At 55.1% G+C, this 16,041-nt stretch carries 12 protein-coding genes; 6 read left to right on the forward strand and 6 right to left on the reverse strand.

The genetic code is table 11. The annotated features are described in order from the left end of the window. Positions 1-11 precede the first annotated feature (11 nt). From DYY88_RS15905 to DYY88_RS24245, 3 genes are all read right to left on the reverse strand, one after another. Entirely contained in the window at positions 12-386 is a 375-nt protein-coding gene (locus DYY88_RS15905; RefSeq protein ID WP_039729695.1) for a hypothetical protein, read from the reverse strand. Between the two features lie 152 nt (positions 387-538). Continuing rightward, complete coding sequence (locus tag DYY88_RS15910; protein ID WP_039726320.1) at positions 539-1,912, reverse strand: flavin monoamine oxidase family protein; 1,374 nt, start codon at positions 1,910-1,912, stop codon at positions 539-541. A gap of 110 nt (positions 1,913-2,022) precedes the next feature. Continuing rightward, a complete protein-coding gene (locus tag DYY88_RS24245) occupies positions 2,023-2,175 on the reverse strand; it encodes a hypothetical protein (RefSeq protein WP_163685935.1) in 153 nt (50 codons plus the stop codon). A gap of 109 nt (positions 2,176-2,284) precedes the next feature. Between DYY88_RS24245 and recG the strand changes: the two genes are divergently transcribed. The 3 genes from recG (at position 2,285) to DYY88_RS15925 (ending at position 9,922) form a co-directional block, all read left to right on the forward strand. Next, the gene (gene recG, locus DYY88_RS15915; RefSeq protein WP_039726321.1) at positions 2,285-4,819 is read left to right on the forward strand and encodes an ATP-dependent DNA helicase RecG; all 2,535 of its coding nucleotides are present in this window, start codon (positions 2,285-2,287) and stop codon (positions 4,817-4,819) included. A gap of 215 nt (positions 4,820-5,034) precedes the next feature. Beyond that, positions 5,035-6,546 carry a C-3',4' desaturase CrtD gene (gene crtD / locus DYY88_RS15920; RefSeq protein ID WP_039726322.1) on the forward strand — a complete coding sequence of 504 codons (1,512 nt, stop codon included), beginning with the start codon at positions 5,035-5,037 and terminating at the stop codon, positions 6,544-6,546. A gap of 514 nt (positions 6,547-7,060) precedes the next feature. Then, entirely contained in the window at positions 7,061-9,922 is a 2,862-nt protein-coding gene (locus tag DYY88_RS15925) for a sensor domain-containing protein (protein ID WP_052288338.1), read from the forward strand. Between the two features lie 69 nt (positions 9,923-9,991). Here the strand turns inward: DYY88_RS15925 and DYY88_RS15930 are convergent, their stop codons facing one another. Continuing rightward, a complete protein-coding gene (locus tag DYY88_RS15930) occupies positions 9,992-10,963 on the reverse strand; it encodes a hypothetical protein (protein WP_052288339.1) in 972 nt (323 codons plus the stop codon). Between the two features lie 532 nt (positions 10,964-11,495). Between DYY88_RS15930 and DYY88_RS15935 the strand changes: the two genes are divergently transcribed. Beyond that, positions 11,496-12,209: a hypothetical protein gene (locus DYY88_RS15935; protein ID WP_052288340.1), complete on the forward strand. Its 714-nt coding sequence runs from the start codon at positions 11,496-11,498 to the stop codon at positions 12,207-12,209. A gap of 114 nt (positions 12,210-12,323) precedes the next feature. Here the strand turns inward: DYY88_RS15935 and typA are convergent, their stop codons facing one another. Next, entirely contained in the window at positions 12,324-14,114 is a 1,791-nt protein-coding gene (gene typA / locus DYY88_RS15940) for a translational GTPase TypA (protein WP_039726323.1), read from the reverse strand. A gap of 259 nt (positions 14,115-14,373) precedes the next feature. Here typA and DYY88_RS15945 point away from each other — a divergent pair, with 259 nt between their 5' ends. Then, positions 14,374-14,886, forward strand: coding sequence for an ATP-dependent zinc protease family protein (locus DYY88_RS15945; RefSeq protein WP_044151142.1), 513 nt, complete (start codon positions 14,374-14,376; stop codon positions 14,884-14,886). Then, the gene (rimK, locus tag DYY88_RS15950; RefSeq protein WP_039726324.1) at positions 14,883-15,782 is read left to right on the forward strand and encodes a 30S ribosomal protein S6--L-glutamate ligase; all 900 of its coding nucleotides are present in this window, start codon (positions 14,883-14,885) and stop codon (positions 15,780-15,782) included. Before DYY88_RS15945 ends, rimK begins: the two co-directional genes overlap by 4 nt. Before the next feature lie 16 nt (positions 15,783-15,798). On the opposite strand, the gene DYY88_RS24915 is transcribed toward rimK, so the two are convergent. After that, positions 15,799-15,930 (reverse strand): hypothetical protein, encoded by a 132-nt coding sequence (locus DYY88_RS24915; RefSeq protein WP_302849251.1) that lies wholly within the window; start codon positions 15,928-15,930, stop codon positions 15,799-15,801. Between the last annotated feature and the right edge of the window lie 111 nt (positions 15,931-16,041).

Raw genomic sequence — 16,041 nt, forward strand, 5'->3', positions numbered from 1 at the left:
TGGACGGGGCGTTACGCATCGATCAGAACCGTGTAGGTTGCCAGTCCCAGCATGATGCTGGTGATCGGAGCCCACAGTCGCCGCTCTGGGGCAGACAGCGTTATCCAGTTCAACAGCGTGCTCAATGCCTGAATCCCCAGTGCTACCCAGCCTGTCCACTCGGGCCAATGGGGCGGTAGGCCTGCCGCTGAAGTAATGCCCGCCCCCATGAACGCCAGCAACACAATGGACACACCCGCGGCGACTCGCCCAGACATAGGCAGCGCCCCCTCATGCTGTCCCCCCTGAGTCAGTCGTCCCCAAGGCGCACCGGCCATCAGGCAGATCTGAAAACCGATCACCCCAGCGACAGCCAGCGTGTACAGGATGGCAGTGTTTTGGCTCATCATAGGCAGCCGACATGAGTCCAAGTCAAGATTGGTCGTATGGGCAATTCGTTAAGCCGCTGGTAACTGTATAGCATCTGACCCTGCTCAAATCCCCTGTGGGGCTTGGTTTGCATAGTCGAAGATAGAGCAGCATTGTCGGAGCGGACGGCTTACTGCGCCATGATTTCACGAGCGGCCCGCACGCCGGACAAATAGGCTCCGTGGGTTGTGCCAAAGTAGTCTCCATTGGTCGCTTCGCCCGCAAAGAATACCGATGCTTCCAGCGGTGCCGCCAGGTGATGGCGCATAGTCGGCGCTGACCCCACGGCGTTGAATGAATAGGAGCCCAGCGCAAACGGATCGGCGGCCCAACGGGTGATTTGATGGTCCGTCGGCTCGGGAATGGGGTCGCCGTAGATGGTTCGCAGGGTTTGCATGGCACTGTCAACAATTTGTTGATCTGACAACGCTTCGATCGCTCTTCCCTGATGGGCGGCATTAAATCCCAGCAAAATCGGCTGATTGGCGACTCGCTGAAAGCTCACCCAATCGACCCACTCCCCAGGATTAGCGGGAATATGGCCTAACCAATCCACATCAGCAGGCCAAAAACTGTCAGGAAATCGCAGATAGCATTTGTTCAACACGCCCATGCCCAGTTGAGCGATCGCGGCCTGCTTGTCTGGGGGCAAGGTGGGGACGAACTGCACTGTATCCGCTTGCAACACTCCCAGGGGCAAAGTCACTACAACGCGATCGGCCAGAAATTCAGTTTGCTGAGTGATGACGCGCAGCGGGGCAGATTGCCAGTGAATCGCTTGCACCACTTGCCCCAGTTCAAGGGTTAATCCCTGAGCGAGAAACTCGGGAATGACCTGAAATCCTGGTAAAAATAGCGCCTCGTCACCCTCAAACTGTTGATCGCTGTCATACCAATGGCTGGAGAGCTGGTCGATGCTGCCGGCATATTCCTGTTCGATTTCACTGCTCAGGATGAAATTGATGAAGCGAGCTGCTTCGGAGTCGGGCTCTAACGGCTGTCGTAGGGGTGCCATGACCTGCTGAATTGAGGTGTCAGTTTCGGCCTCTTGGGCGGCGGCGATCGCCCGCAACACCTGCGCTCTCAGATCGGCCATAAGGCTGGCTTCGGCGGCGGTCAGGGGGGCTCCAGCCGTGTTGTACGTGATGGCCCGGTCGTAACTCGTCACCACCCGTTGGGCATTGATCTGGTCCGCCAACTCCGTGATGGGGTTGCCTTGGGTGCCATGAATCCAGCTGGCTCCCAAATCCAAGGGCATATCGGGCCAATCGAGACTCGTCCAAACCCGCCCCCCGATGCGATCGCGCCCCTCCACGATCACCACGTCGTAGCCGTTGTTGTGCAACTCTCGGGCCGCGGCCAACCCGGCCAAGCCTGCGCCAATCACGACTACACGCTGTTGGCTGGTGGCTGCCCTGGTGCCGGGTGCTTGTTCACCACAGGCAGGGCTGACGGCTCCTAACAGCGTCAAACCGGATAGTGTCAGAAAATTTCGCCGCTGCATGAATGACCTCAATTTCGCCTAGTTTGCCCAATATGCGGTTTGGCGAATGCACCGATGATCGTGGCAGGGGACGGGTCCCTGTCGGCTCAACCGATGTGGTTTGGAACAGTTCAAGGGACCCGTCCCCTTGAGCGGCTGGCGATCGCTGTTTTTTTATCTTTGGGAGTGACGCGATCAGGCCGATGATGGGCAGTGCCAGCAGCCCGCTCAGGTGCCAAGTCAGGCTCAGGGGCATTCATGCCGGGTCGGTCTATCGCGGTCATGCTGGATGCGTGGGTGCTTGGGCTAAAATCCTAAAGCAGCAATGAGCTGCATGATTGACGCGGGATTGGCGTTAGTCTGTGGAATGAAAATCGCCTCTCGGCCGAGCTGATGAGTGAAGTGCCCACTAACGATAAAACGCCGGATTGGAGTCGCTTACAGCGGGCGCTGATGGTGGAAGCTGAGCGGGGCTTCAATGATCTGGAGGGGCATCAGCAGCGGTTTAGTGAGTTTTTGCACGGCGAGTTGGCGTCGCCGCCGGAGCCGTTGTCAGAGGACAAACGAGGCGTGTGGCGATCGCTGGCCGCCGATTACCGTCGCTATGGTGAAATGAGTTTTGCGGCCCGTCAGTACCTTGTCGCCGAAACCCGCAAGACCATTTACGAAACCCAGAAGTCTTTAGAACAGGCCACACCCGCTGCCAAAACTCAAAAGTCCACGGCTAAGGCAGCTGCGGGGAAATCGTCTCGTGCGGGGAATCAGAATAGTCAGGAAAAATCGGGGAGATCGCCCGCTACCCACTCGGCCTTTTCCAGCAAGACACCGCCGTTAGAGCAGCCCGTCACCTATCTGAAGGGCGTCGGGCCGAAGAATGCGGAACGGTTGGCAAAACTGGGCATTTTCACTGCGCTGGACTTGCTGCACTACTATCCCCGCGACTACATTAACTACGCCCAACAGGTCGCCATTCGGGAGCTGCAGCCGGGGGAGACGGTGACCCTGGTGGGTACCGTGACGCGATCGACCTGCTTCAGCAGTCCTAAAAATCCCAATCTCACGATTCAAGAATTGGTGCTCAAAGACTCCACTGGGCAACTGCGCATCACCAAATTCTGGCCGGGGAAGCGGTTTCGCAATGCGGGGTGGCAACAGGGGCAAAAGCGGAAGTATCCCACCGGGGCGATCGTCGCGGCATCGGGCCTGGTCAAGAAGAATAAATACGGCATCACCCTCGACAGCCCTGATTTGGAAGTGCTGGATGGGCCGGATGGCGATCCCGAGTCGCTGACGGTGGGGCGCATTGTGCCCGTGTATCCGCTAACGGAGGGGGTGGGGGCGACGTTGGTGCGGCGGGCCGTTGCTTCTGCGATGCCCGCGGCCATTGAACTGGTCGATCCCCTGCCGGAAGCGATCCGTCAGGAATTTGGCCTGGTGCCGCTGCCCGTCGCGATCGCCCACATCCACTTTCCCAAGGACGAAGAAGGCTTGCAGGAAGCCCGCCATCGCCTGGTGTTTGATGAATTCTTTTATCTGCAACTGGGTCTGCTGCGCCGCCGCCAAGAACGGCGCAAAGAAGCCACATCGGTGATTTTGCCGCCCACCGGAGCGCTGATCGATCAGTTTTATGACAACCTGCCGTTTGCCTTTACGGGAGCGCAGCAGCGAGTCGTCAACGAAATTTTGACCGATATTCAACAGCCGACGCCGATGAATCGGCTGGTACAGGGCGATGTCGGTTCCGGTAAAACGGTGGTCGCCGTGGTGGCGATTTTGGCGGCCATCCAAGCCGGATACCAAGCAGCGCTGATGGCCCCGACGGAGGTGTTGGCCGAGCAGCACTATCGCAAACTAGTGGGCTGGTTCAACGCGCTGAATTTGCCCGTGGAGTTGCTCACGGGTTCCACGCGCACTGCCAAGCGCAAACAGATTCACAGCGAACTCTTGACGGGGGAACTGCCCCTGCTGGTGGGTACCCACGCCCTGATTGAAGATCCGGTGCAGTTTCAGCGGTTGGGCTTGGTGGCGATCGATGAACAGCATCGCTTTGGCGTGCAGCAGCGGGCGCGGCTCCAGCGCAAGGGCGACAATCCCCATGTGTTGACGCTGACAGCGACCCCGATTCCTCGGACGCTGGCGCTGACCCTGCACGGCGACTTAGAAGTGAGCCAGATTGATGAGTTGCCGCCGGGACGTAAAGCCATCAAAACGACCCTGCTGCGGGGCCGCGATCGCAACCACGCCTACGACCTGATTCGTCGCGAAATTGCCCAGAGGCGACAAGTCTACATTGTGCTGCCCCTGGTGGAAGAGTCGGAAAAGCTGGATTTGCGATCGGCGATCGACGAGCATCAGCGCCTGCAAGAAGTGATTTTTCCCGAATTCAAAGTCGGCCTACTCCACGGACGCATGTCCTCGGCGGAAAAAGACGACGCCATCAGCCAGTTCCGCGACGGCCATACCCACATCCTGGTATCCACCACGGTGGTGGAAGTGGGGGTGGACGTGCCCAACGCCACCGTCATGCTGATCGAACATGCGGAACGGTTTGGCCTTTCCCAACTGCACCAGTTGCGCGGTCGCGTCGGTCGGGGGGCAGCCCAGTCCTTCTGTCTATTGATGAGCAGCACCCGCAACGACCTGGCACTACAGCGACTCAAAGTGCTGGAAGACTCGCAAGACGGTTTCTTTATCTCGGAGATGGACATGCGCTTTCGGGGACCGGGGGAAGTGCTCGGCACTCGCCAATCGGGACTGCCGGACTTTGCGCTGGCGAGCCTGGTGGCGGATCAAGATGCGCTGGCGATCGCCCGTAAAGCTGCCGAATCCTTAATCGAGCAAGACGCCGAACTAACCCATCTCCCAATCCTGCGCAAAGAGCTCCAGCGCCGCTATGAAAAGCTGATGGGCGGCGCAATTTTGACGTGAAGTAAGCTGTTAAGCCTTTAGTTTGCATAGTGGATTCAGTTTCAGGTGCGGTTGGACAGGCGAGGACGCCTATCCAACGAGTTTTTTCTGATATCCCAATACGCAAAGTAGGTGGGTTTTAGCGGAACTTCGGACGCTCCAGGGTTCACGCCATGACTGTGACGTTGAGCGACGCCCAGCGGTTAAACTATGAGAAGACGTAACAAAATGTAAACATGGTCGCGGGACATTCCAAACAAGAGCGAGTCGTTGTGATTGGTGGGGGCATTGGGGGGCTCACCGCCGCTGCCCTGTTGGCTCATCGCGGCTATGACGTCATCACCTTTGACCAAGCGATCGTGCCCGGTGGCTGTGCCTCCACCTTTCGGCGGCGCGGCTTTACCTTTGATGTCGGTGCGACTCAGGTGGCCGGACTGGAACCGGGCGGCATTCACCACGAGATTTTTGCCGAACTCGACATCCCCCTGCCCGCCGCCACCCATTGCGATCCGGCCTGTGCAGTGTATCTGCCGGGTGAGTCGGAGGCGATTTCCGTCTGGCGCGATCGCCAGGCATGGCAAGCTGAGCGGCAGCGGCAGTTTCCCGGCAGTGAGCCGTTCTGGCAGTTGCTCAACACGCTCTTTCAGGCGAGCTGGCGTTTTCAAGGACGGGAGCCCGTGTTGCCGCCGCGTAATGCGTGGGATGTGTGGCAGTTGGTGTCAGCGGTGCGACCCGATACGTTGGTGACTGCGCCATTCACCTTCTCCACTGTCGGGCAGTTGCTGAAAGCATTTGGATTAGCCAGCGATCGCCGCCTCAAGACCTTTTTAGATATGCAGCTCAAGCTGTATTCCCAGGTCAACGCCGACGAAACTGCCCTGCTGTATGCCGCCACCGCTCTCGGCGTCTCGCAAGCCCCGCAGGGACTCTTTCACCTCGAAGGCAGTATGCAGGTGTTGAGCGATCGCCTTGTCGCCGCATTGGAACGGGATGGCGGCAAACTCTTGATGCGCCACAGCGTTGAACAGATTCATACCCAAAACAACCAGGTCACTGGCGTCACCGTGCGCAGTCAAAAAACGGGCCAAACCTGGACCGAACCCGCCGACATTGTGGTGGGCAATGTGACGGTGCAAAGCTTGGTAAAACTGCTCGGTGACGACGCCCCTCAAGGCTATCGCCAACGAGTGGAAAAGCTAGAGGATTCTTCGGGAGCCTTCGTGGTTTATCTCGGCGTGGATCAGGCCGCGATTCCCGCCGACTGTCCGCCCCATCTGCAATTTTTGTATGACTACGACGCTCCCATTGGCGAAAATAATTCGCTGTTTGTCTCGGTCAGCCGTCCCGGCGATGGCCGCGCTCCAGATGGCAAGGCGACGATTATTGCTTCTTCGTTCACCGACTTAACCCAGTGGCAGCAGGCCGATGACTATGCCGCGCTGAAACAGCAATACACCGACACCGCGATCGCGCGCCTCGGCCAATTTTTTGATCTGCGGCCCGATCATTTGGTGCATGTCGAGGCCGGGACTCCCCGTACATTTGAGCGGTTTACGGCGCGCGATCGCGGCGCGGTGGGTGGCCTGGGCATGCGCGTCAGCACCTTCGGCCCCTTCGGTTTTGCCAACCGCACCCCCTTCCAAAACCTGTGGCTCGTAGGTGACTGCACCCATCCCGGCGAGGGCACCGCGGGAGTCAGCTACTCCGCCCAAACCGCCGTCCGCCAAATCGAAGCCTGGTTGCGCTAAAGGGGCACGAGGGCCGGTCATCAATTAATTCCAGTAACCTTGCGACCAGCCTTGCTACGCCTGCCCTCGTTAGATTAACTGGGCGCTGTTTGCCACAGCGGTAAAGGTCATTCGGACGATTGAGTGTTGGGTTTCACTAAGTTTTATGCCTCACTCATTACATTGGGAAACCTTTTAGAAAGGAATGAAATGATTAACTTGAGGTGTATGAAGGCATGAGCGGCACGGATGATGTTAGTAACGCTGCCGGCCCCAATCCAGACCCTCATCACAGGTCTGAATCATGATCACCGGAGATCAAAAATTAGGTGGCATTGGCGACATAGCTGTGCGCCAGCAAGTAGAGGTAGATGATGCTGAATAAGCCCACACAACATTCACCAAAGCAATCCCAAGCCCATCAGTCACGAGTTGAAAAATCGAATTGGGCGTCATGTCGCGCTACTTGCTGGCGCGAGGTGCGTCTCAACCCCTGACGCTCGAATGCGCACCTCACTAGATAGGGAAACGTCAGATGTCTGAAAGATTGACCTATGAAGAGTTGGAGCAGCGAGTGCGGGCGCTGGAAGCGAGCCAAACCCTGCGATCGCAAAGCCTGATGGGTGAATTGCTCGAAAGCATACAGGCTGGGGTCGTGGTTCATGACGGGAACGGCACTGTCATCAACAGCAATACGATCGCGCAGAGCATGCTCGGCCTCACCAGCGAACAGATGTTGGGCAAGGAGTTGACTGATCCGGCTTGGACATTTTTGCGCGAAGACGGCAGTCCATTACCCGTTGAGGAATACCCTGCGGCGCGGGTGCTTGCGACGCAAAAAACCGTTCATAACTTGGTAGTCGGCATTCAGCATGGCCCCACCGCCGAACCCATTTGGGTCCTTAATTCGGCGCATCCTGAGTTTGATGAAACTGGCCACCTCTGCCAAATTGTGACCACCTTTATGGACATTAGTCCCCTGAAAAAAGGTGAGGAACAATATCGCAACTTGTTCGAGAATATGATGCACGAGGTCCATCTCTGGCAGCTCGTGCGGGATGAGCAAGGGGCGATTCAGACCTGGCGATTGTTGGAGGCCAATCCTGCGGCGCTCAACGCCTGGGGCAAAAAACGTTCTGAAGTGGTCGGCAAAACGACCAATGAAATCTTTGCCTATGATGCAACGGCACAGTTCATGCCGATTGTGCAAAAGATTTTTGCAGAGGGCAAACCCTACACCTGGGAAGCCTATTTCCCCCCCACTGATCAGTTCTTCCACATGACCAGTGTTCCCTTTGGGGAATATTTCATGAGCACCGGGGTAGACATTACTCAGCGCAAGCAGATACAACTTGCTCTGGAACAAGAACTCCTGCTGAGTAAAACCCTGTTTAACGTCTCGATTGACGGCATTGTGCTGTTGAACCATCAGGGCAATGTCTTGCAAGCCAGTCACAGCTTTGCCCAGATGCTCGGCTATTCCCTGGCAGAAACTGGCACCCTGAATGTGGTGGATTGGGATGCCCAGTTTTCCCGGGCAGAATTACAGGCCATTCTTGAAGATGAAGTGCTTTTGCCACCTCGGTTTGAAACGCAGCATCGTCGTCAGGATGGTTCGGTCTGTGATGTGGAAATCAGCTACAGCCGCGAAGTCCTGAATGGTGAGGCTGTCCATTTCTGTATTTGTCGGGATGTTAGTGACCGTAAGCAGGCCGAGGCCGAGCGTAATCGGCTGCTGGCTGTCCTGGAAGCCAGCCTCAACGAAATTTATCTGTTCTGGAGTGACACGCTCAAGTTTGAGTATGCGAATCAGGGCGCATTAGAAAACCTGGGCTACTCGCTGGAACAGCTCCAGCAAAAAACACCCCTCGATATTATGCCGGAGCTATCAGCGCCTGAATTGGCACAGCAACTCACGCCCTTGCGGCAAGATCAGGTCTCGAAGTTGCATTTTGAAACCGTGCATCAGCGGGCTGATGGTAGTTGCTATCCGGTCGATGTCTATCTACAGACCACCCACTATGGCGGTCAGCCAGCGTTTTTGGCGATCGCGTTGGATATCAGCGATCGCAAACGGGCTGAGGCCCAACTCATCCACCAGGCATTGCACGATAGCCTGACTGACTTGCCCAATCGCACGTTGTTAAACGATCGGCTGGAACTTGCCCTCAAACGGGCGCAGCAGTCGGCGACTTACCAATTTGCGGTGTTGTTTCTGGACTTGGATCAGTTCAAAGTCGTCAACGACAGCCTGGGGCACCAAGTTGGCGATGAGTTGTTAATTCATGTGGCCCAGAAGCTGCAAACCATTATTCGTCCGGCGGATATTGCGGCTCGACCCGGCGGCGATGAGTTTGTCATCTTGTTAGAGCATCTGTCTGACCTGCAGGCTGCGACTCAAATTGCCGAGCGCATTCTGGCCGATTTCGAACACCCGATCGCAATGTCAGACCACAGTATTTTCATCACCACAAGTATTGGGCTGGTTTGGGGCGATCGTCACTACAACGAGGCATCGAGCTTGCTCCGAGATGCAGATATTGCGCTTTATCGGGCCAAGGCTGCCGGACGCGGCGGTTACGCCATTTTTGATGGGGACATGCACGTCCAGGCCATGAAACGCATGCAACTAGAGCATGACTTACGGGTCGCTGTGGCTCAGCAAGTTTTTGCGCTGCATTATCAACCGATTGTTGATCTCAAGACGCAGCAAATCACGGGATTTGAGGCCCTGATCCGTTGGGACCATCCGACTCGGGGGTTTATCTCGCCAGACGAGTTTATCCCCGTTGCTGAAGAAACTGGGATGATCGCGCCCATCAGTCGCTGGGTGTTGCAGACGGCCTGTGAGCAAGCGGCGCAATGGCGTTCTCAGTGGCCTCACCGTCATCACTTGCGCATGAGCATCAACCTCTCGGGATACGATTTGCGACAGGCGACCCTGGTGGAAACCGTTCAACACGTATTAACGCAAACACAGTTGCCAGCGCATATCCTCACGCTAGAGATTACGGAGAGCATGCTCATTGAGGATATTGAAACGGCCATTGAGCGCTTGCTACAACTGCAGGAATTAGGCGTGCGGATCAGTATTGATGACTTTGGCACCGGCTATTCTTCCCTCAGTTATCTCTACAACCTGCCGGCCAACTATCTCAAAATTGACAAGTCTTTTGTCAGCCAGATGCAGCTGGGCAACACGAACTACAAAATTGTGGAGGCGGTAGTCACGCTGAGTGATCAGCTAGGGCTCGCGGCGATCGCGGAAGGCATTGAAACGCCTCAACAACTCAACTGGCTGGAAGCGCTGGGGTGTGAACTCGGTCAAGGTTATTTGCTGTCTCGACCACTATCAACCGAAGCCGCCACGGCACTTTTGTCAGCACAGTCCACTTAAATCGACAACGCTGCGGTCTGGTGTTTGACTTGTCTGTCGTTGTTGACCAGCGCTACTTGTGGGGGGCAGCTACAGTAAAGCCTCTTGTTCAACGATCACGCGACTGAGATCAAGATTGGGGTTGGGGTCGCCATTCACCGTCAAATACCCTAAATCCAATAAAAACGACTCTAGCGCCTCAGGATAGTCAGCAAATGTGCCGATCTCTTCACCATCGGTGCTGTATTCCGTCAGGCCCCAAGTATCGGTGTCATCGTAATGGGCCAGCATGTAGTCCCAGCCAGACTCATATTCACCCATGAGAATTTTTTGGCCCACATATCCGGCCAAGATGCTATTTGCCCCCAGGCCAGGGTGATCGCGCGTATGTTCGTACATGGTGTAGGCGGTCGATCGCAGTCGGTCAGGAAATTGTCGCGTTGTGTCAATCAGGGAACCGTTGCGAAACGTGAGAAAAATATTCGGCGGCCAAGAACTCGCATAGCTGCCGAAAGCGTACAAAAATCGCTGGTCAGCACTCAAAAATTCGCTGTAGCCATCACCATCCAAATCTTCAAAGCCACCCGCTCCCGCCGCATCTAATGGATAGGTCAAGGTGCGATGCAGGCGATCGCCCTGCGCCGAGTAAATGGTGTAGATACTGCAACAGTGAGCTCCGCCCGTATAGCGATGAAAAATGACCTCAGGCACCCCATCGGGATCAAGATTTTGCAAGCTAAAGTCAGCAAACCGAAAATCAACTTCTTGACGCACTTGGGTCTGAAATTCGTCGTTGACATAGACCTCATAGGTCAAATATTGCGTTTCACCCGTGTCGTAATTGAGGGGATCAAACTCAATAATGATGACTTTGGTCGGGCCAGCGGTTAATGCTTGATTCCGCAGCGGCATCTCCCCTAATTCCAGTGTTGCCAGTGGCTCGGCTTGGGTGGGGGTGCCGATGGTGAGGGCGATCGCACTGCCCATTACCAGTGTCGCAACCGTCGACCAGCTTGACTGATGCGAGTATCCATTGGGCTGATTCAAGGTGATCCCTGTCATGCTGGTTTCTCTCCGTCGTCGTCAACTATTTTCAGGTTACTGATGGATCAAGCTTCTCACTACGACAAAATCATTCCGGGAACTTGCTGCAAGTTTTTAGCAATTGGCCTTAACTGTCTGCCGTCATCGGTTGAATGATCTTGAGTAATCTTGTGGCCATTAAGCAAGGAGATCAATTTTGCTTAACGGTACGACAGCACTCTGTCGAAATCGCATCGTACATGAACTGCAAATTTGTAATCTTTAGTAGAAATCTCGAAAAAATTGTTGCATTCTAGGCATTTTGTTGCATCCTTTTATAGGAGATGTTGGCTTCTGTGAATGGCACTTTTTCATAGGTGCGATCGCTAATGTTGACCAACGCTAGTGACCCGATCTACTTGAAACATTCTCGTCAGACAGGCAATACTGCTGGCCTGGGTGATCTGCCCGCCACGAGCAATGATGATCTGGAGACTTGGTTGAGCAACCGAGAGGGCAACATCTGCAAGTGGCATCAAGGTGAAATCACGCTGAGTTCAGGACAATTGCGATGGCCCCAAAATCCACTTCCCTCGATTTGCCCGCTTTCATCACTGCCGCGACAGCGACGGCTAAAGCGACTCAGCGCGATCACCTGCCGGATGCGACCCCAACTGCTTCGGTGTCTTATGCGGTAAAACAGTCGGCTTCAGCAGAGCAAGCCGCTTTACCTTTGCTCCCTCGTGCCCAGCGTCCGAGCTTTAGCAGCCACCGCAATGACGCCAATGCGGCCCTTGCCCTCGATCTATTGGCAGACGTGCAGGGGGCGATCGTCGGTTGGCATCAAGCTCTGCGCGATATTCTGCTCGAAATTCAAGCACTGTATATGTCTGGCCCCATCGTGGATGGCTGGTTAGAATCCACCAACCGTCAGACGAATCAAACCGCTCTGGACGAACACGCTGCGATTTTGCGCCACGGCGACCCTGAGCAGGTGGCCGCATATGTGGAAAAACTGGCACAACAGGCCCAAGCCGACGCCACAACCCAAGGGACCCAATATCGCTTATGTACCCTGGATGCCGAGGGCCAAATGCAGTGTGAAGATTGTCCACCCGATCAGCTAGGGGTAATTAGTCAGGCGATCGCCCGTAATCAAAAACTGCGTCAGCTAGTGAGTCAAAAGCAATATCTCGAAGCCAAACTTAAGCGGGCTGCCGAAGCACTTGAGGTCACCCGCAAAGCGCTGGATATTCGCCATGATCCTGGCTCTGCGGCCAGTTAGGGGAATTAGTCAGGCGATCGCGCTCTTCATCTCTAGGCTACAAAATATGAAACCGGGAAGGAGCTTAGCCCCTTCCCGGTCTGCATCTGATGGGTGAGTTGCGGGTATCGACCCTTAACGCTTCACCAGCTTCTTCGACATCTTCCGCAGGCGAATCGATTCTGGCGTCACTTCCACCATCTCATCAGAGCTGATGTATTCCAAAGCCCGTTCTAGACTCATCTCGACCGGCGTTTGCAACTGCACGAGTTCATCGCCCGTGGCTGAACGGTGGTTGGTGAGCTGCTTGGTTTTGCAGACGTTCAGTTCCAGGTCTTGGGGACGATTGTTTTCCCCAATGATCATGCCTTTGTAGACCTTGGTGCCGGGAGTGATGAAGAAGACGCCGCGATCCTCGGCATTTTTCAGTGCATAGAAGGTTGCTGTTCCTTCTTCAAAGGCGATGAGTACACCGTTGCGGCGGGTTTCGAGTTCGCCGCTCATGGGGCGATATTCCAAGAAGCTGTGGTTCATGAGCCCCTCGCCTCGGGAAAGGCGCATAAAATCGCCCCGGAAGCCAATCAGGCCGCGAGCGGGGACTACAAACTCCAGCGTCGATCGCCCGGTGCCGGTCACGCGCATATCCTGCATTTCACCGCGCCGCTGACCCAGCCGCTCCATACAGCCACCGACGGCATCTTCCGGAACATCTAGCACTACCAGCTCATAGGGCTCGCAGGGTTGGCCGTTCATTTCTCGATAAATGACCTGGGGCTGCGAGACTTGAAACTCGTAACCTTCGCGGCGCATATTTTCAATCAAAATGCCCAAGTGCAGTTCGCCTCGGCCCGACACGGAGAAGCGATCGGGGGAATCGGTGGGTTCGACCCGCAGCGCGACGTTCGTTTCGAGTTCGCGCATGAGGCGATCGCGCAATTGCCGTGAGGTAACGAATTTGCCCTCTTGTCCTGCAAAGGGGGAGTCATTGACTGCGAAGGTCATGCTCAAGGTGGGCTCGTCAACGCTAATCAACGGCAGGGGTTCCGGTTCATCGGGACAGGCAATAGTTTCGCCAATATTGGCATCAGCAAAGCCTGCGATCGCCACAATCTGTCCGGCACTCGCCTCCTCAATTTCGATGCGCTGCAGACCTTCAAAGCCCAGCAGCTTCGTGATTTTAGACTTGTTGTGCTTGCCCTCGCGATCAATCAAGACAGCCTGTTGACCCATTTGAATGGTGCCGTTGTGGATTTTGCCGATGACGATGCGGCCCAGATATTCTGAATAGTCCAGAGTGGTGACTTGCAGTTGGAAGGGCTTGGCCGGGTCGCCCACTGGCGGCGGCACATGATCCAAGATGGCTTCGAATAACGGCTGCATATCTTTGTCTTCGTCGTCGAGTTCCTTTTTGGCAAACTCGCTGAGGCCAGACGCATACAGATAAGGAAATTCACACTGGTCATCGTCTGCGCCCAGTTCAATAAAGAGGTCTAACACTTTATTGATGGCGTTATGAGGATCCGCTTGGGGACGGTCGATCTTATTCAGCACGACAATGGGCCGCAAGCCTTTTTCCAGCGCTTTTTTCAGCACGAACCGCGTTTGGGGCATGGGACCTTCGTTGGCATCCACAATTAGAATGCAGCCGTCGACCATGCCGAGTACGCGCTCGACTTCGCCGCCAAAGTCGGCGTGACCAGGGGTATCAACAATATTGATCAGCGTGTCTTGGTAACGAACCGCTGTGTTTTTGGAAAGAATTGTGATGCCTCGTTCGCGCTCGAGGTCGTTCGAGTCCATCACGCAGTCAGGAATCTCTTCTCCCTCACGGAAAATGCCGGACTGTTTGAGAAGGGCGTCTACCAGCGTGGTTTTGCCGTGATCAACGTGGGCGATGATAGCAACGTTGCGAATGGGAAGAGTCATGATTTCTGGGAAATCCTGTGATGTGTAGAAAAGTGCGATCGCGTAACGGAGTGTCCTTTAACAAAGGTCAATCTTAACAATTGTAACGTACGCTTCAACCCGCTGGTAATTCTAAGTTTTGTAGCTTTCAGAGAAAAACGAGAGTCTGGCATGGGAAAGGTCAGCGATCGCTAATACATTTCCTGTCAATTTTGTAATTGGATGATGGTGGATGACGTCCCATGAGTAGGATGGGACAGGGCAAAAGCCCGTATTCGCAATGAACAGAACGGCCACCGTGAGAGAATCACCAGCACATGACTTAGCCACGATTGGGTGGCGTGAATGGGCGACCTTGCCACAGTTAGGGATCAATCGAATTAAGGTCAAGGTGGATACCGGGGCCAGAACGTCAGCGCTCCATGCCTTTGACCTGGAGTACGTAGAAGCACCAGCAGGGACGATGGTGCGGTTCAAAATTCATCCGTTGCAGCGGGAGACGAGTCTGACGGTGGCGGCGATCGCCCCGCTGCTGGAAATGCGGCACATCCGTAATTCTGGCGGTCAGGCCCAAGAACGCCCCGTGATTAAAACTCAGATTTCGTTGGGAGAGCAGCCTTGGGACATTGAACTTACCCTCACTAATCGCGATGTGATGGGATTTCGCATGTTGCTAGGTCGCGAAGCCGTGCGTCGTCGCTTTTTAGTGGATCCTGGAGGCTCATACCTGATGAGCCAATTTAGCCGCAAAGCTACCCCTGCCGATGAGATTGACGAACCAGATTTGCCATGAAAATTATCATTTTGTCCCGTGACAGTACGCTTTATTCCACCCGTCGATTAAAGGAAGCAGGAGAGGCGTTAGGCCATGAAATGCGGGTGATCGACCACATGCGGTGTTACATGGATATTACTTCCCACGATCCGAAGGTGCTTTATCAAGGCACTCCGATCACCGATGTCGATGCGATCATTCCGCGCATTGGGGCCTCCAATACGTTTTATGGCGCTGCCGTGGTGCGGCAGTTTGAAATTATGGGGGTATTTACGCCCAACTCTTCGCAGGCGATCACGCGATCGCGAGACAAGCTCAGCAGCTTGCAATTGTTGGCACGGCGAGGTATTGGCCTCCCGGTCACTGGCTTTGCCCATTCCACTCAAGACATTGACGGGCTGATCGATCTGGTGGGCGGTGCCCCCCTTGTGATCAAACTTTTGGAAGGTACCCAGGGCATCGGTGTCGTGCTGGCAGAAACCTACCAAGCCGCTAAGTCGGTGATCGAGGCCTTTCGGGGCCTGGACGCCAACATCTTGGTGCAGGAATACATCAAGGAAGCGAAAGGGGCCGATATTCGCTGCTTTGTCGTGGGTGACAAAGTGATCGCGTCCATGAAGCGTCAAGGAGCGGCTGGAGAGTTTCGCTCAAACTTGCATCGGGGCGGCTCTGCCTCTAAGGCTAAGCTCACTCCCGAAGAACGGAGCACTGCCGTGCGGGCCGCTAAGGCGATGGGACTGAGAATTGCCGGGGTTGATCTACTCCGGTCTAACCACGGCCCAGTGGTGATGGAAGTTAACTCCTCACCGGGGTTAGAGGGCATTGAAAAATATACCAATATTGACGTCGGCACCAAGATCATCAACTTCATTGAGAAAAGTTTGCAGGCTCGCGCAGCTCAAGATGGCAAATGATTGGGGTGAGATTTAGCTAAGGGTTAGAAGAACGCATGGTCACCTTGGCATCGGTGACATCTTCATTCATCTCTATAAATCGCGATCGCTCGTTGCGATGGACTGTAAATCCCCAGTCCACGCGATCGCGTATCTCCGTCCCAGCCATCAGTAGCGCCACACACGATTGGTTGATTGGCCGCAACTTTGTGCTGCGCCAAATACTTGGCAGTCAGTGGTGTACACACCCAAACTTAAGATTAGTTAAAGTATTCTCGAT

It is taken from the genome of Leptolyngbya iicbica LK, assembly GCF_004212215.1.
Taxonomy (GTDB): Bacteria; Cyanobacteriota; Cyanobacteriia; order Phormidesmidales; family Phormidesmidaceae; genus Halomicronema; species Halomicronema iicbica.